This window comes from Bacillus marasmi (assembly GCF_902168435.1).
Taxonomy (GTDB): Bacteria; Bacillota; Bacilli; order Bacillales; family Cytobacillaceae; genus Bacillus_BU; species Bacillus_BU marasmi.
Genome location: NZ_LR656174.1, coordinates 154,117 through 178,280 on the forward strand (window position 1 = coordinate 154,117; position 24,164 = coordinate 178,280).

Below are 24,164 nucleotides of genomic sequence, written 5' to 3' on the forward strand. Positions count from 1 at the left end.
TTTTAAAAAATAGTAATTAAAATATTTTGTTGTCATAATAACCAATATGCGAGACTTAAACTATTATTCACATAGGGACCGATACAACATGAAAACACTATTGAAAAACGCCAAAATTTATCCGATTACTAGCCCACCCATTTTTAACGGGGATATCATGGTTGAGAACGGTAAAATCCAATCGATTGGAGTTCATCTCCCCACTGATTCAAATACGAAAATTATTGATTGCGATAGCCGTTTTTTATTGCCTGGCTTTATCGATGTCCATACTCATCTCGGTTTATATGACGAAGGAACTGGTTGGGCCGGCAACGATGCCAACGAGACGATAGAACCGTTGACTCCGCATATCCGTGCACTAGACGGAGTTTATCCGTTCGATCATGCGTTTTCCGATGCGGTAAAATATGGGGTAACGACAGTGCACGTCATGCCTGGCAGCTCTAACGTCATCGGAGGTACAACCTCTGTGATTAAAACGAGTGGTTGTAATATTGCTAAAATGATGGTAAAGGAAACTGCTGGACTGAAAATCGCCTTTGGTGAAAATCCAAAAAGAATTCATAGCAACGGAAATGAAGATTCATTAACAAGGATGGGAATCATGGGTATGCTAAGGGAAGCATTTTATAATGCAAGGCGTGAGGAAAACTATGATTCATTTAGAATGAATCCATTAATCCAGGCGTTAAATAGGGAAATCCCTGTGCGTATTCATGCCCACCGTGCTGATGACATTTTATCCGCTGTACGTCTTGCTAAGGAATTTGACCTAGATCTCAGAATCGAGCATTGCACTGAAGGCCATCTAATTGCCTCCGAGTTATCTTCTCTGAATCTAAAGGTATCAGTCGGTCCTACTTTAACGAGGCGTTCGAAGGTTGAGTTGGTGAACAAGACCTGGAAAACCTATCAGGTCTTAACCGAGCATGGAATTGAAGTCTCTATAACAACCGATCACCCCTATACACCGATTCAATATTTAAATTTATGTGCAGCTCTTGCAGTGCGAGAAGGTTTATCCGAGCAAAAAGCGCTAGAGGGAATTACAATCCTTGCAGCAAAAAATCTAAATATCGAGAATCGATTAGGTAGCATAGAGGTTGGCAAGGATGCCGATTTAGTTCTGTGGAATCACCATCCTTTCCACTTTCTCGCCAAGCCAAATTGGACGATGATTAATGGAAAAATTGTCTATACAAAAGTGTGAAAAAACTGTGACAAATTAACATATTCTTTAATAAAATTTCATAAAAATACCTATACCATTTAATAAAAAAATCTTGTATGATACGAAATGAGGAGTAAGTTTATTTCTTAAAAATTTAATATGTAAGAGTTTTAGGGAAGGCAAATGGTGCGCCACCAGTTTTCTGGTCCTAGTGGGTTCGATTCCCACCCCGAAATTTTTTATCAACACAAAAAATTTCGAGGGTGGGACGGAACCGACGCGATTTCTATGCATGGGTTCAGTTTCGAACTGCCCTTATTTTGGAGGGGTTAACATGCTCAAGAAGCGGGATCTTCACGATTGTCATACTTTGTATGACTTAATGACGCACCCAGAAGTCTTCCCTTTTGTGCGCCATAAAGCGGAATGCTATGATGAATTTGTGTTTATCACGAAGCAGACAATCGAAGCAGAAGAACGCGGTGAATTAATTTCACGTACAATTCTTGATGAATGGGGCACTCCAATTGGGACGATTAATTTATTTGACATCCAAGACAATGCTGGTTTTTTAGGTACATGGCTAGGCAAGCCTTTTCACGGTAAAGGGTACAACAAACCCGCAAAAGACGCTTTCTTTGATGAACTCTTTTACGAGTTGAACATTGAAAGAATATTCATGCGGATAAGAAAAACCAATATTCGTTCTTTAAAGGCAGCCGAAAAACTTCCATATATATTAAAAGCTAATGAAATTAGAAAATCCTTGTATGATCAAATAAATGCGAACGGTGAAATTTATGATCTTTATGAAATTTCAAAAGATCAATACATGTTCCACATGTTACGAAGTAATGAACAACATCAAGAATCGTCACAATTGGCATAATTGAGAAACGCTCTGAAAATTTTTCGGAGCGTTTCTTGTTTATCTATTCCTCAAGACTTAAATCAGCTGATACTATTTCCTCTTCCCCCATCTCAGCTAAAAAATCATCTAGTTCTTCATTCGTTAAAGTTTCAAACCGCCCATCATGGAAAAATACTTGAGTCTGATTCGGATTAATCCGTTTTAATTGATAGGTCAATAAACATACTCCTTCCATTTCATTTTTATATTCATATAATTAACAAAATATTGGACTTTCATTCTTTCTTATCCAGGAACTCCAACAATAATCATTCAACTAATATCAAGAAAAACAGCCTCTCCACAAATTCTTCTGGTATAATATCTTAAATTGAAAAAGTTCATTTAAAAACTACGGACTAATAATACAGAAAATGAGGCACTACGATGCAAAGAACTAGTAATACGTATGAGAAACTGAAACAATTATTAATTATCCTACTTCCTATACTTGTCACTCAACTTGGATTATTTATGATGAATTTTTTTGATACAACGATGTCTGGACAATATAGTTCAGTAGATTTAGCAGGTGTAGCAATTGGATCTTCCATATGGGTTTCTGTATTCAGCGGTTTAAGCGGAATCATGCTTGCCGTAACACCGATTATTGCCCAATTGGTCGGCGCGAAACAACAAAATAAAGTGGCATTTTCAGTTATTCAAGGGTGCTATCTTTCCGCTATTCTTGCATTTTCCGTTATCCTAATTGGATCTTTTACATTAACACCATTATTAGGTGCAATGAATTTAGAAGCAAATGTTCATACAGTGGCAAAAGAATATTTACTAGCGTTGAGCTACGGAATGATTCCATTGTTTTTGTTTAATGTCCTTCGAGCCTATATAGATGCACTCGGAAAAACACGAGTCTCAATGATTATTACCATAATCTCATTGCCTATCAATATTTTTTTAAATTACCTTTTTATTTTTGGGAAATTTGGATTACCTGCTTTAGGTGGAGTTGGTGCCGGTTATGCAACTTCAATCACCTATTGGATTATTACAGGTATTACCGTCACCATTATTCATACACAGAAACCGTTTAGAACCTTTCGGATTTTTCATCAACTTTACCCTGTTTCTTTATCACTGTGGAAGGAAATACTTGTAATTGGGGTTCCAATGGGGTTAGCAATGTTTTTTGAAACTAGTATCTTTTCAGCAGTTACCCTGCTAATGAGCCAGTTTGATACTGCTACAATTGCCTCTCACCAAGCTGCCATTAACTTTGCTTCATTGCTTTACATGATCCCGTTAAGTATTTCAATGGCATTAACGATTGTCGTAGGTTTTGAAGTAGGAGCACGAAGGTTTCATGATGCCAAACAATACAGTCAGCTTGGCATATCAATTGCTATAGGTATGGCATGTTTCTCGGGACTAATCTTATTCTTTTTTAGAAGCGATATCGCTGCTTTATATTCTGAAGACACTGCTGTTATTAAATTGACTTCTCAGTTTCTTATGTATGCACTCTTCTTTCAACTTTCTGATGCCATTCAAGCGCCAATACAAGGAGCATTGAGAGGCTATAAGGATGTTAATATTACGTTTTTGATGGCGCTTATTTCTTATTGGGTAATTGGTTTACCCTTAGGATATTTCTTGGTTCAATCCACTAATTTAGGACCATTTGGCTATTGGATTGGTCTAATTATCGGACTAGCTACTGGAGCAATTTGTTTATTAATACGTTTGTATTTTGTGCAAAATCAGCAAGCAATCGTACTCAAAAAGGAGCATCCATGATTTGGAATGCTCCTTCTCTTTCTATTGATTTTACTTGATTATGGTTCCCGACTTAAATAACCATTAGGCATTTACATGCATACTATGAACTACAGTAACTTGGTATTAATTGCAGTGAAAGGAAGAAACACTATGTTCCCATTTAATATCTTTCCGTTCAATTCAAAATCAAAGAATATGATGAACGGGATGAATCCAGAACAGATGCAACAATTCACCCAAGACCTTATGGGAAAGATGTTGGAAAAGCAAATGAAGGGAATTTCAAATCCATTCGATTTGTTGAAGAACGGCTTTCCAAATAGTAATTTTCAAAATCCGTCATCCTCGCAATTAAAATATTCCATTTTTGATACACATGAGTATGTATTTGTTCGTATCACCATTTCCAGTGAAGATTGGTTAAATACAATGAAAATTTATCATACAGCCAATCTACTCACAGTAGAGCATGTTCCAAATCGGGATGATAAGCATAGACTGGCCTTGCCTGCTATTGTCAGGAAAAAAGGTGCTACAGCCAACTACCGGGATGGCATTCTTGAAATAAAGATACCTAAAAGTGTAGAGCAGCAATATTCAGAAATAGACGTCACAGAATTATTCTAGGCGTCTTTTTTGTAATTAGTTTTCATTCTCCATTTCAGGCATATCTGAGTTGTTCTCCATAAACTGACTTTTAGAATTTTTGTCTTCCGGTTCACTAGGAGTGCCTATCACAAACTCTTTTCTTGGCATATTGTGCATGCTCTCAGCGGTAACGTGTGCAATAACATAATATGTCCCTTCTCTGTCAAATGTCTTTTCAAGTTGATATGCTCCATCAGTCGCTTTTTCCACTTCATATTCCTCATGTTTTTCATCCTGTGAACGCCAAATTTCAAAAGTCATATCGCGAGCATCTGTTACAACTTCATCACCATATGTGACAACCGCTTTGAATGTAACAGGCTCATTTGGCATTGGCTTTTCAGGCTCAATTTCCACATCTACTTCAACCCACTTTAACTCATCCTCTGGTTGCTCATCTTCACCCGCACAGGCAGTTAAGGTCACTGCAAATAACATCATGGCAATCAGCAATAAAAGTTTTTTCATTTTAATTCTCCCCTTTATCCAATAAAACATCGTTACTCTTCAGACGTATTGTGACATAAACAGACAGGATATTGCAAAGATATTAAACTTCTTAATTTTTTCACAAAAATAGCTCAGGTTCTCCACCTAAGCCATTACAATTTATTATGATGACGTAAGCCCATTTTTATTAAGAAATTCAGTGCAATCTACTTTCCATGCATCAAATTGCGAGAAGCGTACTACTTCGATATTGCCTCGGAATTGCTTCAAGCCTTGATCTTTTATGTACAATTCGACATGAATGGGAATCGATAAATTTATTTCGGAACTTAGGTCTTCTAAAGGAAGGACGGTCATGTTGCTGATACGAACCGCCTCAATCTTGCCTAACAAATCCAGCCAATTCATTTTTTGCAGCGCGACAAGTGACACAAGCGTTTCATCTTGCTCCTTCAAGCCTGCGATAAATGCATTTACAACCTCGTATGGATTTGGCTTAGCTAAATGCTCCTCTAATCTTCCAGCTGCTTTTAATATCATTAATTTATGTGATAAATCCATATGATTAGTTCGATGTGTCGTACTTCCGTAAAAATGTATACAAAAATGCCCCGGAAAATTATTTTGGAGCGCTCCAGCACCATGCGGCATCCCATGCATAGATGCAGGGATTTTCTTTTTACCATCCACAACTAAAATTGCTCGTCTTCTCCAACTCCATTTTCCGTGATAAATTTTCTTCATAATTTTTGTATCACCACTCGTTAAAGGCTGTACATCTGCATGTCGACTTCCCGCGCGCCGCTGAACTCGAAACTTTTGACCTGTTTCCAAGTCAATTACGGTAAACTTACTATACTTAGGAAGAAGTTGATTTACTTTTTCCCAGGTTTGCAATCTGTATCCGGTAGCAGCGTAACTCTTCTCTGGGGAAAAAAAACCCATTAGGACAATCGTTAAACTCACAGTTATGCAAACACTAATGATCCATCTTTTTATGTTCATTTTTCCCCACTCTGTTTCATAAATTTTGACGATATTTAAGTTTTTCCGTTGGGTAAAAAAAACATGCACAGGAAACGCATAAGCCTTTGCTACGTTTAGAGCAAAAAAACCTCTCCACATGTAGAGAGGTTTCTGATATTACATTTTAGTTTTTAAGATTTCTATTGCTTTTTGAACCTGTGGGTCATTATTTTTGATTGTATCGCTTAATCGCGTCATTAATGTCATTGAAGTTGCTCCGGTAAGAACACCGTTCGTCTCTAGCCCAGCATCTTTCTGCAATGCTTGAATAGCAGCTTCAGTTTTTTCATCAAAATAACCGTCCTCGCGTCCTGGGTCATAACCGATTGCCTTCAACATTTTTTGGGCGTTTTTCACATCGCTTGAGGCTGAAGAAAGCTTCCATTCCTTTTCAGGATCCAGAAATTGAAGTGATGCATGTTCCGGGAGAGCCACCTCATAATTAGGCTTAACCCCTTTTTTATGAATCCAATTCCCTTTAGGTGTTAACCATTTTTCAGTTGTAAATTTAATATTAGAGCCATCTGGAAGATCCTGCGCTCTTTGGACTGTTCCTTTACCAAATGAGGTTTGTCCAATTAATGGTACCCCCGCAGATTCACTAACAGCTGCCGCAAAAATTTCCGATGCACTCGCACTACCTTTATCGATTAAGACGACAAGCGGCGTTGTAGAAGCATCCCCTTGATTGTTTGATTTATATTCTTCAATTTCACCTTTGCGATTTTCCACTTTAAAAATTGGTTTTCCTTTAGGAACAAACATGCTGGATATATTAATAGCCTGATCCAGCAAACCACCTGGGTTTTGTCTTAGGTCAAGAATTAGACCTTTCATACCTTGTCCCTTTAGGTCCTGTAAAACTTGAGTTAATTCCTCAGTCGTATTCGTTGAGAATGAGGAAATATGAACCTTTGCAATTCCTGCTTCACCTTCCACCATTTCACCATACACCGTTTGCAACGGAATCGTATCACGAATAATCGATACGTTAAAAGGTTCATCAACACCTGGACGTAGAATTGCTAACTCCACCTTTGTTCCCTTTTCTCCACGTATAAGTGATACCGCTTCAGTTGTATTCATTCCTTGTAGACTTTTTCCATCAACCGTGATGACTTTATCATTTGGTTTTAATCCAGCTTTTTCAGCAGGAGACCCCTTAATTGGTGTAACGATGACAATATGACCGTCTTGTTCAGATATTTCAGCGCCAATCCCTTCAAAGGTTGACGAGATGCTTTTGTGAAATTTATTGGTTTCATCGATATCCATATAATCAGAATATGGGTCATCTAGCGCATTCATCATTCCATCAATAGCACCATTAATTAATTTCGAATCCTTAACATCCTTAAAATAATCCCTTTTGATTGTATCAAATACGGAATAAAGCTTATCAAATTCCTGGCGTTCGTTCATAACAGGCGATACCACTTTTTCATCACCAAAGGCTAAAGCAAATGTTGTAATACCCGCCGTTAAAAACACAAGAATTAATAATAACATTGCAAAATGGAATTTTTTCATTCGAATAAAACCTGCAGGATGTTCACTTTTTTGTTGTTGTTCTTGTTGTTGCTCATGTTGATTTGGTTCTAATTTTTGTTGGTCTAATTCTTTTTGTTCCAAGCCTCTCACCACTTTCATCATTCCAATAATGATCTAATTGCTAATTCTCTTTCTAACCATACCATTTCTGAAACGTATAAGACAAAGAAATCCTGTGTACACAATAATATCTGCTGCCTCAATCACACGGTTAATTTAGATTTTTTTTACGACATGGAAATACTCTTCTAGGGTCAAATTGTTATCAAAGATTAATGTTGCTGCTTTTTTTCCAACATAACGATAATGCCAAGGCTCAAATTTGTAGCCTGTGATTTCATCTTTCCCTTTAGGGTAGCGAAGAATATATCCGAAACGATGTGCATTTTCTGTCAACCACTTGCCCTCTTTCGTTTCATTAAACTTCTCAGTTAAAGAGTTATTAATACTTTCGCATGAAATATCCATCGATAATCCAGTTTGATGCTCGCTATTACCTGGAACAGCCACAACCTGAACTGCTAGAGCTTTCCCAACCTTGTTTACCTCGGCAGAATATATTTCTTTTTGGCGATCAAATGACCGATAACCAGATACCGCAATTAACTCAATTCCTGATTTTTTTGCCTGCAAAAACATGTTTTCAAGTTCATGCGCAGCCTCTTTACGCAAATAACTTTTCTCGAGATGTTTATTACCAAAAGAAAAACGGACTTTTGGTCTGATTAAATCTTTTGGTTCATAATGAGCTGGTAATGCAAACTGTTTGTTTACCAAAACTAGGATGTTCATTGGATTTTGAATTACGCTTTTTCCATCTACCTTTTCAATCTGATTAAAGTAATTATCTTCGAGGGTTAGCTGAAAATTAGAAACTCCAGATATACGATCCTCTTTATTTGATTGGGTTGATCCATTTTGATCTGAATGATTTATAAACGGAACCTTTTTAATGAAAGTATCAATTTGACTGCATCCAGTTAATAGAATCAAACAAACACCAATCTGAAAATGCAATCTTTTCATATGTCCACCAATCCTATAATGATAATTTTCATTACAATATTAAATATTTTACCACGAAACAACCATTAGTAACGGAAAATCAGCAAAATACTACAAAAAAGAACAAAGGTACCTGAACAGGTTCAAGTACCTTTGTAAAAAGTAATTATTTATCATTCGTGAATGGTTGCTTCAAGTGCAACTTCAATCATTTCGTTGAAGGTCGTTTGCCGTTCTTCAGCAGTTGTTTCTTCACCTGTTAAAATATGATCACTTACAGTTAGAACTGAAAGTGCTTTACGAGAAAACTTCGCAGCAAGTGTATAAAGCGCTGCCGTCTCCATTTCGATTGCCAAAATTTTGTACTTTGCCCATTTTTCATGTTCTGCATTTTCATTGTAAAATATGTCAGCTGTAAAAACATTCCCTACCTTTAGATTTAATCCTTTTTGAACCCCTGCATCATAAGCATTTTTTAGAAGTCCAAAATCTGCTGTTGGAGCATAATCTACTGCCCCGAAGGTAAGACGGTTCATTTGTGAATCAGTGGATGCACTCATAGCTAAGATAACATCCCTGACCTTAACATCCTGTTGAATAGCACCACATGTACCAACTCGGATTAAATTTTGTACGTTATAGCTTTGCATCAATTCTGTAATGTAAATGGATATGGATGGCACCCCCATGCCAGTACCTTGAACTGAAATCCTTTTACCTTTATATGTACCTGTGTATCCAAACATATTTCGAACTTCATTATAGCATTTAGCATTTTCAAGAAAGGTTTCCGCAATATATTTTGCCCGAAGCGGATCGCCAGGTAAAAGAACAGTTTCAGCAATTTCATTTTCTTTTGCAGCAATATGAATACTCATTAAAGTTCCTCCATTTCTTTTCCTAGTAACAATCAAACTATAACACATTCTATTTACAATAGAAAAATCGTCAAATTGTTCATGATAATTAAATCTTGAGGAAAAACTAAAAAAGCGTTAGAAAGAAATTAAGGAGGTACTTTCGTGGGTAAAAAACATCGAAGTCGAATCAATTCACCTAAAAAGAATAATCACATTCCGCCTGAAGCCATCATTGCAGAGCAAGAGGCGCATAGTAAAGAGTTTAGCGCTGGGAATCGGAAAAACAAAACATAATTACGATTCAGTGTTTATCTTGTTTATGTACGAGAGATTCCAACATAAAGAAGAGGGGGTACACGACCTTCCTCTTCTTAACGTAAGCGTATACGGTTAATTTTCATCCAGCCACCTGATTGCAATTGGTAAAAAGATTGCCCATTTCGTCCTTCTTCGATTGAGATTATATCACCAGTACCAACATATCTGCCATTATAATCATTCGGAATTAAATCAGGCACATTAAAAATTTTAAAAATACTATCTAAACATTCCATATGGTTTACTTCTTCAACAAATAGTCGGTACACTTCCTCATACCCTTTTTTCTGTCTGAATACTGGAGTTTGGTAGAGGGTTACATCAAATTTTTTCTTGCGCTTCCCTACTAATACCATAATCATTTCGACTCCCCCTAAACAATAGATTTCCCAATAACTGACATCGGGATGGAAATATCTCGGAATTCAATCAAATGATTAATAACTTATTAAGCATTTTGCTTGTCGAATCCTTCATCGGAAATCTTGTTATTTTGTCGGTTACACCAAGAGTTTTCGACAGCACTAATAATTTCTGCTCAAATGCAACAAAAAAAGAGTGGTTACCCACTCTTTAACACTATGCAAATTTTTGAATGACTGAATTAATTTTTTCGCGCAAGGTAGGTAAGTCTCCTGAACTGACCGTAAAATGGACATGACTTTCGTCCATTTCTAGTGCTTCAGATAAGAATCCGCCTAAACCGCGTGCTTTGCGATCTACTTGCATGTAAATATCCGTAATAGTACTTGAACTCGGGAAGAAAACAATTTCTAACTCATCTAGTTTTCCTCGATAGTTACCTGTAATCGGAACAAATTCAAACTCCTGAACAAACGGAAGACGCTTGCGAATCCGATATGGAGCTTCTTCGCATTCCACTTCTCGGAGACGGAACCCTAAATCATTAACTGCTTTCAATACCGCATCTGTTAATTGATTAGGGATTACCTTAATAAAATCCTTATCCGTTGGATCGACTGCATTTTTAATATCTAAGCCTGTCGCTACCCATATTTTTGTTCTACCTAACGTAATTGGTGTATCAAGTGGCAATTGAAATGAAAAAGGTATTTGCTTTGTTTCCTGCGGTTTAATAACAAATGGTTCATTTAATCGAACTTGATCAATCATTGCATTAACTGTGTACTTACGTTCATCTGATTCCTTTAAGTAAGTAGTGTAAACTGACAGATAAATGGCATCAATTTGCTGCTCTACACTGCCACCGCGGACATCAACAATACCTTTTACTGCTTCACCAGGAATGAGAGTGTCTCGCTCTAATTTTGTATCAACTGTTGCGGAACCAATTCCGATACTGGCGAATACTTTGTTAAATAATGACATTTTCTTCCATCCTTTCAATTATGAATCGATCATTTTTTTCAAGTCAAGTTGTATTTGTTCAATAGTGTCATACGGCGGTGCAGATTGAAGTAGCTTCTTAATGACCATTTTAGCTTCAGGAGATAAACTTAATTCCTCTTCCCAACTTTTTTCTTGGCCATTCTCGGGTGGTGTATAACCAGAATACAAAAGAAATAATAAAAAGTGCCCTAGTCCGTAGTAATCACTTTTATAATCAATTTGCTTACGTGGGTGCCTTGATTTCTCTTTTTTTTCTGTCTGATTTATGTTTACCTTTTCAGCAAGTCCTAAATCGATTACTTTAATTTGTTTCCCATCCCACATAATATTAGGAATACGTATGTCACGGTGAACAATACTTATCTCTTGTAAGAATGCAATAATTTCAAGTAATTCATTTCCTAAAACAAATGATTCTCTTTCGTCAAACACTATTCCTTCTTCAAAAATAAGCTGTTCAAAGTTTTTTCCTTGTATGAACTCCATTATAAAATATGGCGTGCTTTTAACCGTTCCGCTGTCGTATAATTTAGGGAAAAACGGAGAGTTAATTTCCTTTAAAAACAAGATTTCTTTGAAAAATCCATTTCTCCCATTTTGGGTCAAACGTTTGTGCCATCTTAACGTTTTAAGAACGACTTTTTCTTGTCGGATAGAATCAAAGACAAGATAACTATGTCCGTAGCTGCCACTTCCTAGGTGAGCAATAATCTTATATCGCTCATCAATAACAATACCGTTTGAAAATGGTTTTTCGATTAAATTTGAAATGGTAAGTACAAATGCCTTCCACATATTATCCGTCCAGCTTTCTTAACATATTAGCTGCTAAAAAAGCTACCAAAACTAGAAAAACTCTTATGTTTTTTCTTATAATGATGGTGACCATAATGAGAATGATTTTGATATTTATAGCCCTTTTTCCATGCGTCACTACTGCTATAGTGTTTGTAATGTTGATGATGTTTCTTATTCAACGCACTACCTAAAATAGATTTCAAAAGTTTTTTTAACATTTTCCTTCCTCCTCTAGCCTTCCTAACTTGATTATACGATAACCATTTTAAAAAAGTTTCAATTTTCCGTATTAAGTTAACGATTATTTTCGCACGCAAAAATGACGAGTTTCACGTCACTCGTCATTTTGTCATCTATGTCAATCTTCTGATACTTCCTCATCAATGATACTCTTTTCAACTAAGTACTCAAAGGTAATATCCGCTAATTCCTCCAGTTCTTCTTCTGCGGGAACGTATCCCCGTTTCAAAAGCTCATGAAAGAAAAATTCTGCAATTTCTTCCGTGTCAATGAATACTTCAATTTCTCTCACAGTATCGCCCCCTTTATAGGAATGTATGAGCGGCCTTAGCATTTCATAACCTTTTTATTGGGTTGTTCCACTTATATATGTTTAAAACTTTAATATCGATCGGTCTATTTCTTTTTCATGAAATTGTTAAATGTTCGGGGGATCAAAGAAGGTGGGAAAAAATTTAGAAAGAGTATTTATTCATGAGTGATTAATTTCATCGCCATTGACGGCTGATGACAGCTTCTTCAAGACAACTTTCATTACCTGTTTGTATTCCTCATCATGGAATAAATCGTATAGGAGACGATAATCATTATATACATCTAATAAAAAATCAATATATTCCTTCTTATCCATTTTTCTATTCAACTCTTCCCGCTCTCGATTTCGAATCGGGCTTTTTGGTTCCGGAAGATTGAGGAGCGCTTGTGGTTTGTTAGCTAAGAACAGCAGCCCGAGTTTCTGAAGAAACAAATCTGCCGTTTCTGCATCTGCCACTAGTATTAGCTCTTCTTCGCCTGCCTCTAACCATTCCCCGTCCTTAATTCGCGCAAGCTCATAGATAACATCTTCCCATGCATTTTCCTTATAACGCCAAATTTCTGTTCGAAATCCAACTACTTTAAATAATTCTGCTCCATAGCCCTTCACTTGAACTAGGTCACCAAAAAAGAAGCGATATTCAATGTCGATATGTTCTTTTTCTACCAATTCTCCTTCGTACTCGGAGAGCAATTCCAGCTTATTTTCAAAATATAGACCTTCGCTATTATCAATCTCATACACATACATTCCATCAAGCCATTTGACATCTGTGACTTTACCAGTAGTACCATATATTGTGATCACGACTATATCACCGATTTTGTACTTCGGTTTTTTCCGTTTATTCATTTCCTCCATCCTCTCAATGATGAGCCGTGAAATATTTACGATATTATATGCACTTGCAATTGAAAAGGCACCGCGAAAAGTAAATTGGACAAAATAAAAAAAGAAAGAGACAGGTTGTCCCTATCTCTCAGTGTCATCATATAAATCCCACGCTTCATCAAAGGTGGATAAACTTTTCAAATAATGTCCGTTTAACTCTAAATATACGCTTATTTCATGATAATCTGATGAGGTTTTCGGAAAACTATGATCCTGATAAGCATCATTAGCAAAGTGACCAATGGGGTCTTTTGGTTTTGGATGCCTGAACTTCATCAAAAAATGATAAAACGATTTTGCCATACCTTCTCCTTTTTCGTCCATTGTTATTTATTTTTATTATGATTACTCATTATAACGTTTTGTTTTCCTATTTTAAGGTGAATTTTTCAACCAAAATAAACAATGTAATAAATGCTTCATACATAAACAAGGTGTAAACAAATTCCCAACCATCTTTCAGTACTAAAATATCCATTTTCAAAAAAATGTACTGAACCGAAATGGAAATAATGACCGGGAATATCCATAAAAATCGCTTTTTCAAAACACAAATGAATAATACCAAAATTAAAGCTTCAATCAAATGATAGAAGAAAATGATAATAATACTTGTTAAATAGCGATCACCAACTAAATCACTAAGCCAATTTAGTTGATAAAATTGCTTTCCCATTAGCAGTAAGATGGGGGCTGGCGTATGAATAATCAACAGTGCTACAAAGAAGAACGTTATCGACCTTGTAGCTCCACTTAATCCATGTTCCATTTTGTTAAACCATTTTCTTGTTAGTGACAAAAAGATAAAAACGACCAAGGGCGTCATGTAATACTTCCACCAATGCTGCTCGTATAAATTCAGTTTGACAAAAACAAACTCTGTAAGGCTAAAACTTGCAGCCACAAACGAAATCCATCCGTAACGGAGTGAAAACGCCACCATCACAACTGCAGTTGCAGGATAAAGAGTAGTATTGAGAATTAAGTGGCCTAGCAAGTTCTGAGCCCAAATATTATCGAATATTCCAGTTTTATATGCATATGCATCGAAGAGACCAAGCACAACAAATTCACCAATCCATGTGTAGCTTGCTGTGAACATGAAAAACACCAATAGTGTAGAAACTTTGTACACATCTCTTTTTATATAAATTGCACAAGCAGTGGTTACTATTCCAATCACAGCCAAACATATGAACCACAATAAATTCGGCATGATGCACCTCGAATCATTTTGTCCCACTACAACCGGGCTTTCTAGATAATATTAAAAATAAAATTCTTTCTCATCCATCTCCCCTTCATTATTTCCACTATGATGGCTCCCTACCCACGTATATCTTTTTAATACTAGTTGCAACTTTTTAGGAACCTTGACTTATCCTACTTTACTTATAGCTTGATATTGGCCACATCCACAGTCCTCCATGCTACTAAAACATTTTTGAAGGAAAGTTATCGAGCAATTCACGCACTTCATCGGTTGACTCAGTGCTCATCAGGTGGTTTCTTAATTCACTCGCTCCTCGAAAACCTTTGACATATATCTTAAAAAAGCGGTGAAGAGCCTTAAAGGAACGCAGTTCTAAATTTGAGTAATGATCATGAAGATCTAGATGCAATCTTAATAAATCGAGTAATTCCTTACTGCTATGATCTTTTGGCTCCTTTTCAAAGGCAAATGGATTATTGAAAATACCACGTCCAATCATAATTCCATCAACCCCATACTGACTGGCGAGCTTCAAGCCAGTTTGGCGGTCAGGAATATCCCCATTGATGGTCAAAAGTGTATCAGGTGCTACTTCGTCTCGAAGTTTTTTAATCTCTGGGATAAGGTCCCAGTGAGCTGATACTTTGCTCATTTCTTCCCTGGTACGGAGGTGAACGGATAAATTTGCGATGTCTTGTTTCAAAATGTGTGAAAGCCAATCGCGCCATTCGTCTATTTCTGCGTATCCGAGTCTTGTTTTCACACTGACAGGTAAACCTCCTGCTTTTGCTGCCTGTATTAACTCGCTTGCAACGTCCGGACGGCGAATCAATCCGCTTCCCTTCCCATGGTCTGCAACATTAGGTACAGGACAACCCATATTGATATCCACACCCTTGAATCCTAGTTCTGCCATACCAACGCTCATTTTTTGAAAGTTTTCTGGCTTGTCCCCCCAGATATGAGCGACAATGGGCTGCTCATCCTCAGTAAATGCTAAACGGCCACGCACACTTTTAATCCCATCTGGATGACAATAACTTTCGCTATTTGTAAATTCCGTAAAAAACACATCAGGTCTGGCAGCTCTACTCACCACATGACGAAATACAACATCCGTCACATCTTCCATTGGTGCCAGTATAAAGAATGGTCGTGGTAAATCACGCCAAAAATTTTCGTTCATTTTCAATTTCAAATCCTCTCAATACGGGTTTATTGCCAACCACTTACCCTAAAATAAAAACGAAAAATGGTTCCTACTTCTTTTACACTTATACCATTTTTGAGCACTTTTTATCAATCTAATCGGAAATGTTTACCTCGATTGCGGGTCTCACTGGTGACATTATAAATTTTAGTAAAAATTCAACCATTTCTTACATTTTTCACAAGAAATAACTTCAAGTAGAAAATCTAGTCTAAATCTAGTAAGATATCATCATGTGACATTAGATAAGGGGTTAAAAAAATGAGTGTATTAAACGTACAAAATTTAAGTCACGGTTTCGGTGATCGTGCGATTTTTAATAATGTGTCTTTTCGCCTTTTAAAAGGAGAACACGTTGGCCTAGTTGGGGCAAACGGTGAAGGTAAGTCTACTTTCATGAATATTGTTACTGGGAAGCTCCAACCCGACGAGGGAAAAATTGAATGGTCAAGAAAGGTACGTGTCGGTTATTTAGATCAGCACGCTGTACTTCAAAAAGGTACAACTATGCGCGAGGCTTTAAGTACTGCTTTTCAATATCTATTTGATGCTGAGTCAGAAATCAACGAACTTTATGCAAAAATGGGTGATGAGGGCGCTGATATCGATGCACTGCTTGCAGAAGTTGGCGAGCTACAAGAAACTTTAGATCATAATGATTTCTATCAAATTAATTCAAAAGTTGAGGAAGTAGCTCGTGGTCTAGGATTAGACGAAGTTGGTCTCGATCGAGATGTTGCTGACCTAAGCGGTGGGCAACGTACGAAAGTTTTGCTAGCTAAGCTTTTGCTAGAAAAGCCAGAAATCCTTTTACTAGACGAGCCTACGAACTATTTGGATGAACAACATATCGAATGGTTGAAGCGCTACCTGCAGGAATATGAGAATGCATTTATCCTGATTTCGCATGATATTCCATTCTTGAACAGTGTTGTTAACTTGATCTATCACATGGAAAACCAAGAGTTGAATCGCTATGCTGGTGATTATGATAACTTCTTAAAAATATATGAAATGAAAAAGCAGCAGCTAGAGTCTGCCTACAAGCGTCAACAACAAGAAATTGCTGATTTGAAAGATTTCGTTGCTCGTAACAAAGCTAGTGTTGCGACTCGTAATATGGCGATGTCTCGTCAAAAGAAGCTCGACAAAATGGAAGTTATTGAATTAGGGAAAGAGCGGCCGAAACCAGAGTTTAACTTCAAAGAAGCTCGTTCATCTAGTCGTTGGATTTTTGAGACTGAAGATCTTGTTATTGGTTACAATGAACCACTTTCACGCCCACTAAATTTGAAAATGGAGCGCGGACAAAAAATAGCATTCGTCGGTGCAAACGGTATTGGTAAGTCTACTCTTTTAAAAAGTATTCTTGGGTTGATTAATCCTATTTCCGGTAAAGTGGAACGTGGTGACTATCAATATATCGGTTACTTCGAGCAGGAAGTGAAGCAATCCAACTACAACACTTGCATTGAAGAGATTTGGAGCGAGTTCCCTAGTATGAATCAGGCTGAAGTTCGTGCAGCTCTTGCAAAATGTGGATTAACAACGAAACATATTGAAAGTAAAATTGAAGTCCTTTCTGGTGGCGAAAAAGCCAAAGTTCGATTGTGTAAAATTTTAAACACAGAAACAAATATATTAATTTTAGACGAACCTACCAACCACTTGGATGTGGACGCAAAAGAAGAATTGAAGCGTGCCTTAAAAGCCTATCGCGGAAGTATCTTGATGGTATCCCACGAACCTGATTTCTATCGTGAAATTGCCACTGATATTTGGAATTGTGAGGATTGGACTACGAAAGTGTATTAATTAAGATGAAGGGGCTCAATGAATTTATTTTCACTTGGGTCCCCATTTTTATCTTTTCTTTAAAAATAAGGATCAATCAATCTTTACCCGTATTTGCAATCTCAAACACTTTATTATTACCTAATTTCAATTTCAGCTTGTTTGAATGGTTCTAGCACTATAGGGAAGCACATTGAAATATTATCCACTGTTTTTAGATTTTTTAAATTCTGAAAACCCTCAACAGATGTTACATCAAATAAACTATCCTCACCATCCCAATCTGGCTTTATGATATGATAAATTTCATTACCACCATCAAAACAAAGGTTCTCAATCTTTTCCAAATCACTTTTTTCTATAGTTAACTCTTCCAAATATTCCTTTATTTCAACTATTGGTTCACTTCCCGAATACCAGTCGAAACTATTTGTATTCTTATTTTTTAAGTCTGTTAAATCATCCAGAAATAGCGGTTCTTTATCTAATAAAGCTTCAATAACCACCAATTTAAAATTAAAATCTTTAAACATTCCACTCTTGACCATTACACTTCCCCCAATTTATGATTTTTCAACGAATAGAATATTGTTTTAGTTCTATATAATTCCATTATCCCAGCAACTACTAAACTGAGATCAGTAAAATTTTTATGGTAAATCCACCATTTTTTTTGCTTTAAATGCCTGAATTCCCTGTCTGAATAGAGTTATTGCAAGATAAATGAATATGGTCGACAAAGCAAGAAAAATAACTAATCCAACAGTTTGATTCTTTTCATAGGCAGTAAAGATTTTTAGAATTGATTTATGTCCGAAATATGCCGTAACTACACACCCGAAAAAACGCGAAAAAATCTCAAAAAATCTAAAAGTTTTAAAATCCTGTTCATTATTCCTTTGCCTTTTCTTGCTCATTAATACTTTCCTCCATTTGCCTTTTCACACTTCATCAGTGTATCGACTTTTAGTTCGAGAGGAATTCCACAAATTGTTTTTCTTCCTCATCGATAAAACCAATAAATAGAATTTCTTTGATATCCACGTGGTTAATAACAAAAGAATAATCTTTGTTGATATAGCCTTGTGAAAAATAATTTTTTTTAAAATTAATAACTCTATTTCCCTGCTTCAATATAACATCTGAGCCATATCCTAAAAGTTGGGTAATGGGTAAATCCACAAATAAAAATCTTGAAAGGCATTAAGCCTATCAAGATCACTCATTAAAATATTTATTTTGTTTTTCTGCTTATATTTGGTCTACTGAAGCAGTTCTTTTAAAAAAATAATCTCATTGTTTTCAATTACTCTAATCATGTTTAAAACCCAATTCTTTAGGGGTACAACCATCGTGAACCTTTATTTCTTTATCTTTATTCATCTACATATATCGCTCTTTTTTAATCATCACCTATAATTCTATCATCTAGCTTTTCTCTGTCTTCGGCAATTTGATCATACGAACTAATAAGGTTACTAATATAATCAATCTGAACCTCTCTATCATCTTGAAACAAATGTATTATAGCCCCCTTACTTATTAAAGCCTCGATTGTTTTCTTAAAATCTTTTAATTCATCCGTATCAAAGTAATCACATTCTAGTACTACTTTATTATCTTCTATATTTTTTTTAATATCTTGAATACTTGCTCCATTATTCTGTCTTATAATAGATACATACTTTAATTTATTGGAATCATTATCAATTTTCAATTTCATCTTTACCATAAAATTTTAGCCTCCCTAAAAGTTTTTAATTGGTATTATAGGCTCACCTGGAATACTATTCCTCCAATTCCCACCATGCCATCCTTTTAAATGCTCATTAAAAGTTGCTGGGTAGATTATTTCTCCTCTATCAGCAAGATGTGGATATTTTGAAGCACTATAAGTATGATGACCTGCAATTGGTTTACCATCATATTTAGGAGTTTTACCAGCAAGAATATCTTTTAACTGTTCTTGAGACCAATCTCGAGTAAGTGGTTCATTATTTAATAATCGTTGTTGTTCTTGATACCAAAATTCTTTAACTCCTTTATCCCTTCTTTTAGCAAATTTTTTATTCCAAATGTAGTCTGCATACTCTTGTTTTGTAATAGTCCTATTATCAATTTTATCTTTTAACTCTTTCATTTTCTTAGAACTCATTTGTTGTGTCGTAGTTGGATGCTCTTTTAAATCTAGTCCTTTTGTTCTCTCTGCTATAATATCTTTTGCTTCTTTTACATGAGGGAGCTCAGAAATTCCCTTACTATCTTCACCCGTACTCTTAGTAACATCTCTTACATCATCCACAACTTTATTCACTACAGGGCTACTTACGTCCACAGATTTCTTAATATGTAGAAAATTTTCACCATAACCACTATGTGCCCATGCAGTGGATAGTTCTGGTTTTTCCAATTTGATAGTCAGGCTTTCTCCAATGTCATTCAGGCCTTTACCAAATAACCTTTTTCCACCCTTAATTGCTAACGATTTGGGATTGACCACGTATTCTAATGGTTCAAGTGGAGTTCCCTCATATGAAGAACCTAACTCTTTTACCCCACCAGTTCGATCATTTTTTGGGATTTTCTCAACTATTTCAAAACGAGTAACGAACTTCCCTTTAACCCTAGCAGTATATTTCCTGACAATCTGCCCATTGTCAAAAACATAAAAATCTCCACCATATTCCCCATACTCATCGATGATTTGAACTTGGTAGGCTAATTTATGCTGGATGTTTTCAAACTCTTCTTTACTAATTGACCGAGGTTTTTTTGCCCGATAAATTTCACTGCTGTGATAGGCTTTCGAATTAAAATGAATCGGTGATATAGCACCGTTTTTCGTTGATGATTGTAATAACTGCTGAAACAGTAGTTTCGCATAGGATTCGGCTGGTAGGGACTTTTGGTATTGATTGACAAGATCATAGTCCAGTTCATGAACCTTCTCAAGTGTATCTTTTCGCTCTTTTTCAGCTAGGTACATTTGCTGGTCAAATTCAGCACTCGAGAATACATCTAAAGAAATAATATCATCAATATTACGAAAAATCCTTTTTAGTTCACTTTCCTTTTCGGAAACAATCTCGTTAGATTTCTGCGCTGCTTTCTTTAAAGTTTCTTCTAAGAATGGTACATGAACCAGTGTGTTTCCAGATAAATTACGTTCTGAGACGGCACCTTCAACACTTTTTAAAAATGAAAGATGTTGATCAATAAAATCTTCCCAGGCATTGACGACATCTATTTGGGCAAGATAAAAGCCTTTGATTGCATCGGCAGTCTTCCCTTTAAAATCAGACAACTGGACGATTTCTTGAAAGGTTCCCTTTAAATCTTCCAATTGTTCCTGTAAGTTTTTATAATCTTTAATTCTTTCACTTATAGACGAAAGCAATGTGCTTGATTCATAGATTTTCAGATATGACATTCTTCTAATTCCTTCTTTATTTTGGTGTACCGTTTGCAATTGCTTCGTCTTGTTGTTTTATAGAATTTACATTTGATTGGGTATCAACAATATTTTTCACGACAATTTCTATGTATGAAGCAATGTCAGAAGAAATAGTTTTCTCCCTTGTTTTCCACTGGTCTGTAAAATCAAGCTTATTATTACCAAGTACTTGTTCGTTGGAATTGGGAAGGACCAAAGCAGCTAAAGCTTCTTTGACCTTTGTTAATCGTTTCATGACTTCATCATGTTTTACTTGGATCGTACTCATTAAGACAATTGCCTCCTGATTTGCTTGATTTTACGTTGCAAGTCTTCTGTTGCATCTTCACCTTTTTTCAAAAGTCGTTCTGCTTCGCGGGTTAAGCCACTGGCAAAGGATAATCCTGATTTTTCCTGTTCCAAAACATTCACCCTTGAATCTATCTTTTCAATATATCTATCGTACTCAGAATGAAAAATATTCTGCATTTCATTATGTGCACGAGAACGGGATTCATTGAATGTCATAGCTCGATTTCCTTCCCAATATGCTTGAAGATTTGGCGTTAGATTGGTATTCCACTCTGCCAAAGCATTGTTTTATTCCCTTTCAAAAATAAATAGCACCCATTTTTGGGGGTGCCATTAAGAAGTGCAACCTATGAAGAAAAATCAAAGTAATTTCTTTTCAATAACCTTGGTAATTCCATAAGTTCCTTAAAGGTTATCGAACTATCAATTTTTTTTGTATCAACTAAAAATAATTGGTCTTCAATTTCTTTTATAATGTTATCCGTCTGATACACCATGCCACATTCCTGGCAGATAACCGCTGGTGTCCCCGTAATTTCGATAGCCCTTGACCCATCAGGCAGCTCCCAATATACCGTGCTCTCACCACTCCTGGCGTTTCCGTCACACCATTCACATTTAATCTCCATCATCAATCACCTACTCCTGAACCGATGAATCAATTTTTTGACCATCAATATTGCTCGATTTTTGCTGCGCTTTAAATTTCTTTTCTTTTAATTCGTCCCGCTTTTCACGTTTATCCTTTAGAGAAGAATGGCTAGGGTCTTGCTGGTACTTTTGCCTTCTGTCTAAACGTTGAAGATCTTCTGGTATCAGGTTGAATTTACTGTCATTCATGACAGCGGATATACCAACATTAGATTTATATTTTTCATAATCTGGATACACACCCTTGAAGTATGCTTCGGCAGTTCCTGGCACGTAGTTTTGCGGCTCCGGATATGAGGTAATAACCCCTTCAAAGTTACGTAACACCACTTTTTCAGCACTTTGTGAAATCAAATAATTCGGCTGTAAGGCAATCTTCCCACCACCACCAGGACTATCACAAACAAAGGTAGGGACTGCGTTTTTTATTGTAAGTATAAATAAATAACTAAAAGCTGCAAACCAAATTAAAAACATCTTGGTTTGCAGCTTTTCTTTATAACATTTATTTGCCATTCTTTCGATTAAGTTAGTTAAAAAATGTTGGTCGCAGACATATTGTTGTAGTGATGTTTACCTTTTTAATTTTCTACAACAAACGCGCCCGATTATGAAAGAAGTCTTTATTCTGAGCTTAATCAAACCATTTGTCACCATCAGAAATCCATTTGTTATTCTGTAAATCAAAGCAATTATCATAATCATGGAAGCTAAAATAAGAATGTAAATTGACGCTTTTTCCACCTGCTTGATTCCAACAATCTTTGAACCAATCTACAATAATTGGTGTTTCAGTTTTAGAGATTACTTCATCATTTTGTTCATAAAACTCCCAAAATTTTTCCTCTCGATCATCAGGTACATTGTAAAAGCAAACATCTTCAATAATGTCGTAACTGCCCGCAAAAATATTGCTTTCATTTCCCTGATAAAAGACTTCATTTGCTTTCCTGTCCATAGAGTACATCATGATTGAAATTTCGTGTGGCTGAATAAATGCTGTGTAATCCAATAAATCGACCTTATTATAATAATTAAAATTAATCGTTTTTCTTATTTGTTGAATTAATTGTTCTGAGTTTCTATGTAAATTTTCCCTTACTGTATGAATATATTCTTGAGTCGTAAACAATGGAAACACCTCATAATTCTATAAAATATTGGATATGTACTTGAAAAAACAGATACAATTTTACTATAAAAATCGCATCTCCAGAAAATTCATTCTATTTTAAATTACCCTGTCTTACTAATTTGCCACGCACGTTAGAATGTGTATTGAAGTTCTTTCAGTAACGAGTCCTACATCCAATTCATATATTCTTCAAAAGTAAATTCCCCAATTACTTCTATAATAGTATCTGGTTTACTTCCGTCATAATAAGATATGTCAGTGGTTACCCCACACCAATATATATCAAAAATCCCATTTCCTTTGTATTTCAATTTCAAACTATTATTGTTAACTTCTTGGTGTTCGAAATAATAAACTCTAGCAAGTAAATCATTTCTTGTCTCATCGCAACCTTTAGAAATAAAGAATTCTCTTTCTCTAAATTTATTGAGATTTAAGTTATCTAAAAAGACAGTTATTTCACCACTTGGATTCATTTTAAGATCAGCAGTATCTGGTACCGACTGAATTGGTTCCTCATCTGTTTCTACTTCTAGCCATAGCATTATTTTGTTTTCAGAATTCTTTACTGCATAAATTTTTGCTTCAGAGATATTAAACTTTTCTCTACCATTAAAGCGATTAAGAATAAATATTCCCATTAAATCACCTAGCCTCATTTTTATTTACAATACTAACCTGTGCGATTGTTTAAGCATATTACTGAAGAATTTTAACTAAATTTTAACAACTATTTCCTATTTTCTTATTAAGAGTTATTCAGGAAAATCCCCCCAAAACAAAGATCACAATTCATGTTGAATCACGCCCTACCGTATTATGAGGTGTTTAAAACTTCTATAATAGGAAGTTGTTTAATCATTGATAACAATCTCTTTTTGTCCTTTTCTTTGGAAAATAGGCTTTTCAATTAATATTTCTGTAATTTTCAACTTGAATAAAATGTAATGAGTAAATAATGCAACCATCAATCCATTTAATATTCCAGCAGCTACATCAAATGGATAATGAACACCTACCCATATTCTTGAAAATACTATTCCAAATGCAAGCCAAACCAATAAATGCTTATATCGAAGTGAAGATAACCACAGTGTAAAAGCTATCACAATTATTGCTGC

At 35.8% G+C, this 24,164-nt stretch carries 32 protein-coding genes and 1 pseudogene; 6 read left to right on the forward strand and 27 right to left on the reverse strand.

Annotation, left to right across the window (positions count from 1 at the left end):
• Positions 1 to 88 precede the first annotated feature (88 nt).
• Together FXW34_RS15455 and FXW34_RS15460 are read left to right on the forward strand one after the other, a co-directional pair.
• Positions 89 to 1,213 (forward strand): amidohydrolase, encoded by a 1,125-nt coding sequence (locus tag FXW34_RS15455; protein ID WP_147534904.1) that lies wholly within the window; start codon positions 89 to 91, stop codon positions 1,211 to 1,213.
• Between the two features lie 295 nt (positions 1,214 to 1,508).
• A complete protein-coding gene (locus tag FXW34_RS15460; protein WP_147534905.1) occupies positions 1,509 to 2,063 on the forward strand; it encodes a GNAT family N-acetyltransferase in 555 nt (184 codons plus the stop codon).
• Between the two features lie 43 nt (positions 2,064 to 2,106).
• On the opposite strand, the gene FXW34_RS23010 is transcribed toward FXW34_RS15460, so the two are convergent.
• On the reverse strand, positions 2,107 to 2,262 hold the full coding sequence (locus tag FXW34_RS23010; RefSeq protein WP_187118981.1) for a hypothetical protein: 156 nt from the start codon (positions 2,260 to 2,262) through the stop codon (positions 2,107 to 2,109).
• A 209-nt stretch (positions 2,263 to 2,471) separates the two neighbouring features.
• Between FXW34_RS23010 and FXW34_RS15465 the strand changes: the two genes are divergently transcribed.
• Complete coding sequence (locus tag FXW34_RS15465; RefSeq protein ID WP_147534906.1) at positions 2,472 to 3,839, forward strand: MATE family efflux transporter; 1,368 nt, start codon at positions 2,472 to 2,474, stop codon at positions 3,837 to 3,839.
• 132 nt (positions 3,840 to 3,971) lie between these two features.
• Complete coding sequence (locus FXW34_RS15470; RefSeq protein WP_147534907.1) at positions 3,972 to 4,448, forward strand: Hsp20/alpha crystallin family protein; 477 nt, start codon at positions 3,972 to 3,974, stop codon at positions 4,446 to 4,448.
• 15 nt (positions 4,449 to 4,463) lie between these two features.
• On the opposite strand, the gene FXW34_RS15475 is transcribed toward FXW34_RS15470, so the two are convergent.
• The 5 genes from FXW34_RS15475 to deoD form a co-directional block, all read right to left on the reverse strand.
• A complete protein-coding gene (locus FXW34_RS15475) occupies positions 4,464 to 4,937 on the reverse strand; it encodes a FixH family protein (RefSeq protein WP_147534908.1) in 474 nt (157 codons plus the stop codon).
• Positions 4,938 to 5,081: 144 nt separating this feature from the next.
• On the reverse strand, positions 5,082 to 5,924 hold the full coding sequence (locus FXW34_RS15480) for a hypothetical protein (protein WP_147534909.1): 843 nt from the start codon (positions 5,922 to 5,924) through the stop codon (positions 5,082 to 5,084).
• Between the two features lie 138 nt (positions 5,925 to 6,062).
• Positions 6,063 to 7,577, reverse strand: coding sequence for a lmo1851 family serine protease (locus FXW34_RS15485; protein WP_483964278.1), 1,515 nt, complete (start codon positions 7,575 to 7,577; stop codon positions 6,063 to 6,065).
• Between the two features lie 135 nt (positions 7,578 to 7,712).
• Entirely contained in the window at positions 7,713 to 8,522 is an 810-nt protein-coding gene (locus tag FXW34_RS15490) for a M15 family metallopeptidase (RefSeq protein WP_147534910.1), read from the reverse strand.
• 152 nt (positions 8,523 to 8,674) lie between these two features.
• Positions 8,675 to 9,379 carry a purine-nucleoside phosphorylase gene (gene deoD / locus FXW34_RS15495; protein WP_147534911.1) on the reverse strand — a complete coding sequence of 235 codons (705 nt, stop codon included), beginning with the start codon at positions 9,377 to 9,379 and terminating at the stop codon, positions 8,675 to 8,677.
• Between the two features lie 144 nt (positions 9,380 to 9,523).
• Between deoD and FXW34_RS23580 the strand changes: the two genes are divergently transcribed.
• Positions 9,524 to 9,655 (forward strand): hypothetical protein, encoded by a 132-nt coding sequence (locus tag FXW34_RS23580; RefSeq protein WP_281292939.1) that lies wholly within the window; start codon positions 9,524 to 9,526, stop codon positions 9,653 to 9,655.
• Between the two features lie 77 nt (positions 9,656 to 9,732).
• Here FXW34_RS23580 and FXW34_RS15500 read toward each other — a convergent pair whose 3' ends face one another.
• From FXW34_RS15500 to FXW34_RS15540, 9 genes are all read right to left on the reverse strand, one after another.
• Positions 9,733 to 10,041 carry a YodL domain-containing protein gene (locus tag FXW34_RS15500; RefSeq protein ID WP_147534912.1) on the reverse strand — a complete coding sequence of 103 codons (309 nt, stop codon included), beginning with the start codon at positions 10,039 to 10,041 and terminating at the stop codon, positions 9,733 to 9,735.
• A gap of 217 nt (positions 10,042 to 10,258) precedes the next feature.
• Positions 10,259 to 11,029, reverse strand: a complete 771-nt coding sequence (locus FXW34_RS15505; RefSeq protein WP_147534913.1) for a sporulation protein — start codon at positions 11,027 to 11,029, stop codon at positions 10,259 to 10,261.
• A gap of 18 nt (positions 11,030 to 11,047) precedes the next feature.
• A complete protein-coding gene (locus FXW34_RS15510; protein WP_147534914.1) occupies positions 11,048 to 11,845 on the reverse strand; it encodes a serine/threonine protein kinase in 798 nt (265 codons plus the stop codon).
• Between the two features lie 26 nt (positions 11,846 to 11,871).
• Positions 11,872 to 12,066 carry a hypothetical protein gene (locus FXW34_RS15515; RefSeq protein ID WP_147534915.1) on the reverse strand — a complete coding sequence of 65 codons (195 nt, stop codon included), beginning with the start codon at positions 12,064 to 12,066 and terminating at the stop codon, positions 11,872 to 11,874.
• A 140-nt stretch (positions 12,067 to 12,206) separates the two neighbouring features.
• Positions 12,207 to 12,380: a YozD family protein gene (locus FXW34_RS15520; protein WP_147534916.1), complete on the reverse strand. Its 174-nt coding sequence runs from the start codon at positions 12,378 to 12,380 to the stop codon at positions 12,207 to 12,209.
• A 180-nt stretch (positions 12,381 to 12,560) separates the two neighbouring features.
• Positions 12,561 to 13,256: a hypothetical protein gene (locus FXW34_RS15525; protein ID WP_147534917.1), complete on the reverse strand. Its 696-nt coding sequence runs from the start codon at positions 13,254 to 13,256 to the stop codon at positions 12,561 to 12,563.
• A gap of 120 nt (positions 13,257 to 13,376) precedes the next feature.
• The gene (locus tag FXW34_RS15530; protein WP_147534918.1) at positions 13,377 to 13,598 is read right to left on the reverse strand and encodes a YozE family protein; all 222 of its coding nucleotides are present in this window, start codon (positions 13,596 to 13,598) and stop codon (positions 13,377 to 13,379) included.
• A 67-nt stretch (positions 13,599 to 13,665) separates the two neighbouring features.
• Positions 13,666 to 14,511, reverse strand: coding sequence for a hypothetical protein (locus FXW34_RS15535; RefSeq protein ID WP_147534919.1), 846 nt, complete (start codon positions 14,509 to 14,511; stop codon positions 13,666 to 13,668).
• A gap of 217 nt (positions 14,512 to 14,728) precedes the next feature.
• Positions 14,729 to 15,694: a tRNA dihydrouridine synthase gene (locus FXW34_RS15540; RefSeq protein ID WP_147534952.1), complete on the reverse strand. Its 966-nt coding sequence runs from the start codon at positions 15,692 to 15,694 to the stop codon at positions 14,729 to 14,731.
• Positions 15,695 to 15,979: 285 nt separating this feature from the next.
• Between FXW34_RS15540 and FXW34_RS15545 the strand changes: the two genes are divergently transcribed.
• Positions 15,980 to 17,533 carry an ABC-F family ATP-binding cassette domain-containing protein gene (locus tag FXW34_RS15545; protein ID WP_147534920.1) on the forward strand — a complete coding sequence of 518 codons (1,554 nt, stop codon included), beginning with the start codon at positions 15,980 to 15,982 and terminating at the stop codon, positions 17,531 to 17,533.
• 116 nt (positions 17,534 to 17,649) lie between these two features.
• Here FXW34_RS15545 and FXW34_RS15550 read toward each other — a convergent pair whose 3' ends face one another.
• The 12 genes and pseudogenes from FXW34_RS15550 to FXW34_RS23585 all read right to left on the reverse strand — a co-directional run bounded on the left by FXW34_RS15550 (position 17,650) and on the right by FXW34_RS23585 (position 24,152).
• Positions 17,650 to 18,060, reverse strand: coding sequence for a DUF6892 domain-containing protein (locus FXW34_RS15550; RefSeq protein ID WP_147534921.1), 411 nt, complete (start codon positions 18,058 to 18,060; stop codon positions 17,650 to 17,652).
• 102 nt (positions 18,061 to 18,162) lie between these two features.
• Positions 18,163 to 18,429, reverse strand: coding sequence for a hypothetical protein (locus FXW34_RS15555; protein ID WP_147534922.1), 267 nt, complete (start codon positions 18,427 to 18,429; stop codon positions 18,163 to 18,165).
• A gap of 49 nt (positions 18,430 to 18,478) precedes the next feature.
• The gene (locus FXW34_RS15560; protein WP_147534923.1) at positions 18,479 to 18,694 is read right to left on the reverse strand and encodes a DUF4176 domain-containing protein; all 216 of its coding nucleotides are present in this window, start codon (positions 18,692 to 18,694) and stop codon (positions 18,479 to 18,481) included.
• A gap of 220 nt (positions 18,695 to 18,914) precedes the next feature.
• Positions 18,915 to 19,244, reverse strand: coding sequence for a hypothetical protein (locus FXW34_RS15565; protein ID WP_147534924.1), 330 nt, complete (start codon positions 19,242 to 19,244; stop codon positions 18,915 to 18,917).
• Positions 19,245 to 19,259: 15 nt separating this feature from the next.
• Entirely contained in the window at positions 19,260 to 20,942 is a 1,683-nt protein-coding gene (locus FXW34_RS15570) for a T7SS effector LXG polymorphic toxin (RefSeq protein ID WP_147534925.1), read from the reverse strand.
• 16 nt (positions 20,943 to 20,958) lie between these two features.
• Positions 20,959 to 21,234: a YwqI/YxiC family protein gene (locus tag FXW34_RS15575; RefSeq protein WP_147534926.1), complete on the reverse strand. Its 276-nt coding sequence runs from the start codon at positions 21,232 to 21,234 to the stop codon at positions 20,959 to 20,961.
• Positions 21,234 to 21,536, reverse strand: coding sequence for a hypothetical protein (locus FXW34_RS15580; protein WP_147534927.1), 303 nt, complete (start codon positions 21,534 to 21,536; stop codon positions 21,234 to 21,236). The genes FXW34_RS15575 and FXW34_RS15580 overlap by 1 nt, the downstream gene beginning before the upstream one ends.
• 68 nt (positions 21,537 to 21,604) lie before the next feature.
• On the reverse strand, positions 21,605 to 21,886 hold the full coding sequence (locus tag FXW34_RS15585) for a YokU family protein (protein WP_147534953.1): 282 nt from the start codon (positions 21,884 to 21,886) through the stop codon (positions 21,605 to 21,607).
• A gap of 10 nt (positions 21,887 to 21,896) precedes the next feature.
• Positions 21,897 to 22,328: pseudogene (locus FXW34_RS15590) on the reverse strand (lysine 2,3-aminomutase); the annotation flags it as partial.
• Between the two features lie 214 nt (positions 22,329 to 22,542).
• Positions 22,543 to 23,049, reverse strand: coding sequence for a hypothetical protein (locus FXW34_RS15595; protein WP_342780736.1), 507 nt, complete (start codon positions 23,047 to 23,049; stop codon positions 22,543 to 22,545).
• A 161-nt stretch (positions 23,050 to 23,210) separates the two neighbouring features.
• Entirely contained in the window at positions 23,211 to 23,684 is a 474-nt protein-coding gene (locus FXW34_RS15600; RefSeq protein WP_147534930.1) for a hypothetical protein, read from the reverse strand.
• A 213-nt stretch (positions 23,685 to 23,897) separates the two neighbouring features.
• Positions 23,898 to 24,152 carry a phosphatase PAP2 family protein gene (locus tag FXW34_RS23585; RefSeq protein WP_281292940.1) on the reverse strand — a complete coding sequence of 85 codons (255 nt, stop codon included), beginning with the start codon at positions 24,150 to 24,152 and terminating at the stop codon, positions 23,898 to 23,900.
• Positions 24,153 to 24,164: the final 12 nt, after the last annotated feature.

What these genes read in the sequence shown, in the direction of transcription:
- FXW34_RS15555 (WP_147534922.1), bottom strand. Translation starts at nt 18,429, where the DNA reads ATGAGCAAGAAAAGGCAAAGGAATAATGAACAGGATTTTAAAACTTTT.
- FXW34_RS15600 (WP_147534930.1), bottom strand. Translation starts at nt 23,684, where the DNA reads ATGGGAATATTTATTCTTAATCGCTTTAATGGTAGAGAAAAGTTTAAT.
- FXW34_RS15460 (WP_147534905.1), top strand. Translation starts at nt 1,509, where the DNA reads ATGCTCAAGAAGCGGGATCTTCACGATTGTCATACTTTGTATGACTTA.
- FXW34_RS15465 (WP_147534906.1), top strand. Translation starts at nt 2,472, where the DNA reads ATGCAAAGAACTAGTAATACGTATGAGAAACTGAAACAATTATTAATT.
- FXW34_RS15525 (WP_147534917.1), bottom strand. Translation starts at nt 13,256, where the DNA reads ATGAATAAACGGAAAAAACCGAAGTACAAAATCGGTGATATAGTCGTG.
- FXW34_RS15535 (WP_147534919.1), bottom strand. Translation starts at nt 14,511, where the DNA reads ATGCCGAATTTATTGTGGTTCATATGTTTGGCTGTGATTGGAATAGTA.
- deoD (WP_147534911.1), bottom strand. Translation starts at nt 9,379, where the DNA reads ATGAGTATTCATATTGCTGCAAAAGAAAATGAAATTGCTGAAACTGTT.
- FXW34_RS15470 (WP_147534907.1), top strand. Translation starts at nt 3,972, where the DNA reads ATGTTCCCATTTAATATCTTTCCGTTCAATTCAAAATCAAAGAATATG.
- FXW34_RS15550 (WP_147534921.1), bottom strand. Translation starts at nt 18,060, where the DNA reads ATGGTCAAGAGTGGAATGTTTAAAGATTTTAATTTTAAATTGGTGGTT.
- FXW34_RS15455 (WP_147534904.1), top strand. Translation starts at nt 89, where the DNA reads ATGAAAACACTATTGAAAAACGCCAAAATTTATCCGATTACTAGCCCA.
- FXW34_RS15585 (WP_147534953.1), bottom strand. Translation starts at nt 21,886, where the DNA reads ATGGAGATTAAATGTGAATGGTGTGACGGAAACGCCAGGAGTGGTGAG.
- FXW34_RS15500 (WP_147534912.1), bottom strand. Translation starts at nt 10,041, where the DNA reads ATGATTATGGTATTAGTAGGGAAGCGCAAGAAAAAATTTGATGTAACC.
- FXW34_RS15565 (WP_147534924.1), bottom strand. Translation starts at nt 19,244, where the DNA reads ATGGTAAAGATGAAATTGAAAATTGATAATGATTCCAATAAATTAAAG.
- FXW34_RS15505 (WP_147534913.1), bottom strand. Translation starts at nt 11,029, where the DNA reads ATGTCATTATTTAACAAAGTATTCGCCAGTATCGGAATTGGTTCCGCA.
- FXW34_RS15575 (WP_147534926.1), bottom strand. Translation starts at nt 21,234, where the DNA reads ATGAGTACGATCCAAGTAAAACATGATGAAGTCATGAAACGATTAACA.
- FXW34_RS15480 (WP_147534909.1), bottom strand. Translation starts at nt 5,924, where the DNA reads ATGAACATAAAAAGATGGATCATTAGTGTTTGCATAACTGTGAGTTTA.
- FXW34_RS15570 (WP_147534925.1), bottom strand. Translation starts at nt 20,942, where the DNA reads ATGTCATATCTGAAAATCTATGAATCAAGCACATTGCTTTCGTCTATA.
- FXW34_RS15545 (WP_147534920.1), top strand. Translation starts at nt 15,980, where the DNA reads ATGAGTGTATTAAACGTACAAAATTTAAGTCACGGTTTCGGTGATCGT.
- FXW34_RS15510 (WP_147534914.1), bottom strand. Translation starts at nt 11,845, where the DNA reads ATGTGGAAGGCATTTGTACTTACCATTTCAAATTTAATCGAAAAACCA.
- FXW34_RS15540 (WP_147534952.1), bottom strand. Translation starts at nt 15,694, where the DNA reads ATGAACGAAAATTTTTGGCGTGATTTACCACGACCATTCTTTATACTG.
- FXW34_RS15490 (WP_147534910.1), bottom strand. Translation starts at nt 8,522, where the DNA reads ATGAAAAGATTGCATTTTCAGATTGGTGTTTGTTTGATTCTATTAACT.
- FXW34_RS15475 (WP_147534908.1), bottom strand. Translation starts at nt 4,937, where the DNA reads ATGAAAAAACTTTTATTGCTGATTGCCATGATGTTATTTGCAGTGACC.
- FXW34_RS15515 (WP_147534915.1), bottom strand. Translation starts at nt 12,066, where the DNA reads ATGTTAAAAAAACTTTTGAAATCTATTTTAGGTAGTGCGTTGAATAAG.
- FXW34_RS15530 (WP_147534918.1), bottom strand. Translation starts at nt 13,598, where the DNA reads ATGGCAAAATCGTTTTATCATTTTTTGATGAAGTTCAGGCATCCAAAA.